The sequence below is a fragment of the Synechococcus sp. R8-2 genome, from assembly GCF_047461715.1.
GTDB lineage: Bacteria > Cyanobacteriota > Cyanobacteriia > Thermostichales > Thermostichaceae > Thermostichus.
In genome coordinates this window covers 1-1,651 of sequence record NZ_JANSHQ010000474.1, presented here as the reverse complement: position 1 = coordinate 1,651, position 1,651 = coordinate 1, and the positions used below count along the sequence as shown (strand labels likewise).

Below are 1,651 nucleotides of genomic sequence, written 5' to 3'. Positions count from 1 at the left end.
TCCGTCCCGCTACCGCGATCGTCCAGCCAATCTTCTGCGCCCACAAAGGTTGAGCCCTCTTCCGGCAAAGGGGGTGGAGAACGACGACCTTGGCGCTCCCTTCCTTCACCAGAGTTTGCAACCGAGGAGATCGCGGCTTCCTCACCGGCAGAATCCGGGGAATGGCGGCTGGGATCGGGGGCAGCAGTCCGTTCCGCTGCTGCAATGGGATCTTGATCCTCAAACTCAGAAAAACCCATAGTTCTTCGAGCGCTCCCCTCAGCTGCCAAGGCAAGACGGCTTTCAATTTCACTCCCCCGAAGGGAAGCAACTACTGTATCCTAGCAGCTCCCCAGCCAGGACATCGGGGGCTATTGCTGGGATCCAAGCCAGCCCATACGCTTCTCCAGGAGAGGCAACTGCGCTTTCAAGGCGCGCAAGGCTCGGCCTCGGTGGCCGATGGCCTCTTTTTGAGCTGGGCTCATCTCGGCAAAGGTTAGCCCCACTTCGGGCACCCAAAACAGGGGGTCATAGCCAAACCCTCCCTCTCCCCGCGGCTGGGTCAAGATCTCTCCTGAGCATACCCCTTCCACCAGGGCATGTACCTCACCTTGGGGATCCACCAGGGCGATGGCGCAGTGAAAGGTGGCTCGGCGATTTGGGATCCCTTCCATTTCCCTGAGCAACCGCTCGATGCGGGCAGCATCGTTGGGGGCATAGCGAGCCGAGCGGATCCCAGGGACGCCGCCAAGGGCTTCTACCGCTAGGCCGGAATCGTCGGCAATGGCCCACTCCCCCAGAGACTTGGCCACGGCTCTGGCTTTGAGAAGGGCATTTTCGGCAAAGGTGGTGCCGGTTTCTTCCACCTCAATTTCTGAGGGCATGCGGCGCAGCTCCCAAGCAGGGGCATGGGCCTGGAAAAAGGCATTGAACTCGCGCCATTTGCCGGGGCTACTGCTGGCCAAGATCAAAGGACGGGTCATGGAAGGTTCCTACGAATCGTATGGATGTAGCGGAAAGCTGAGGAGGCGGAAGGCTGTCCAAGGGCTTCCTACCTAATGGATCTCGAGAACCATGTTGTGCAGGGCTGTGTTAATCACCAGGGTGGATCCGCACCGCTCTACCTTGCCCCCATCCCAGTGCATGTGTCCGCAGATGTAGTAGCGGGGCTGCACCTGTTCCAAAAGGGGGCGCAAGGTGGGTGTGCGACGGTGATACCACTTCCCCCCCTCATCCAAAAGGCCCCGCGGCGGAGCGTGGGTCAGCAGCAGGTCAATGGGCCGGGGGGGTTGACTGTAGAGGGCGAGCAGCTCCTGCAAATGGGCGGAGGTGAGAGACCAGCTCCAACCACAGGGGGGAGTCCAGGGTACAGCCAAAACCTGTAACCCCAGCCACTCAAAGCAGCAGGACTGGGTGATGGCCCGCCCCCAACGGCCAACCAGCGAATTCAAAACCGAAGCTGCTGGATCGTGGTTGCCAGGTAAAAAGAGCCAGGGTTTGCCCAGGCTCTCCACTGCCGCCAAAAAGGATTGCAGATGAACCACCTCTGCTTGGGCTGCCGGATGAAAGCCCTGGGTGGCCTTGCGGGAAGGTTTGCCGGCCTTGGAACAGAAATCCCCGCAGTTGATGTAAGCATCCACCTCCGGCAGATGGGCAAGGGCCTGCCGGATCA

At 60.4% G+C, this 1,651-nt stretch carries 2 protein-coding genes and 1 pseudogene; all 3 read right to left on the bottom strand.

The annotated features are described in order from the left end of the window. Nucleotides 1-239, bottom strand: a pseudogene (locus tag NW819_RS11225) (hypothetical protein); the annotation flags it as partial. A 111-nt stretch (nucleotides 240-350) separates the two neighbouring features. Then, a complete protein-coding gene (gene rdgB, locus NW819_RS11220; protein WP_414413792.1) occupies nucleotides 351-962 on the bottom strand; it encodes an RdgB/HAM1 family non-canonical purine NTP pyrophosphatase in 612 nt (203 codons plus the stop codon). Between the two features lie 72 nt (nucleotides 963-1,034). Beyond that, nucleotides 1,035-1,649 (bottom strand): metallophosphoesterase family protein, encoded by a 615-nt coding sequence (locus NW819_RS11215; RefSeq protein ID WP_414413791.1) that lies wholly within the window; start codon nucleotides 1,647-1,649, stop codon nucleotides 1,035-1,037. Nucleotides 1,650-1,651: the final 2 nt, after the last annotated feature.

Coding starts and splice junctions, on each gene's coding strand:
- rdgB (WP_414413792.1), bottom strand. CDS start 962: ATGACCCGTCCTTTGATCTTGGCCAGCAGTAGCCCCGGCAAATGGCGC.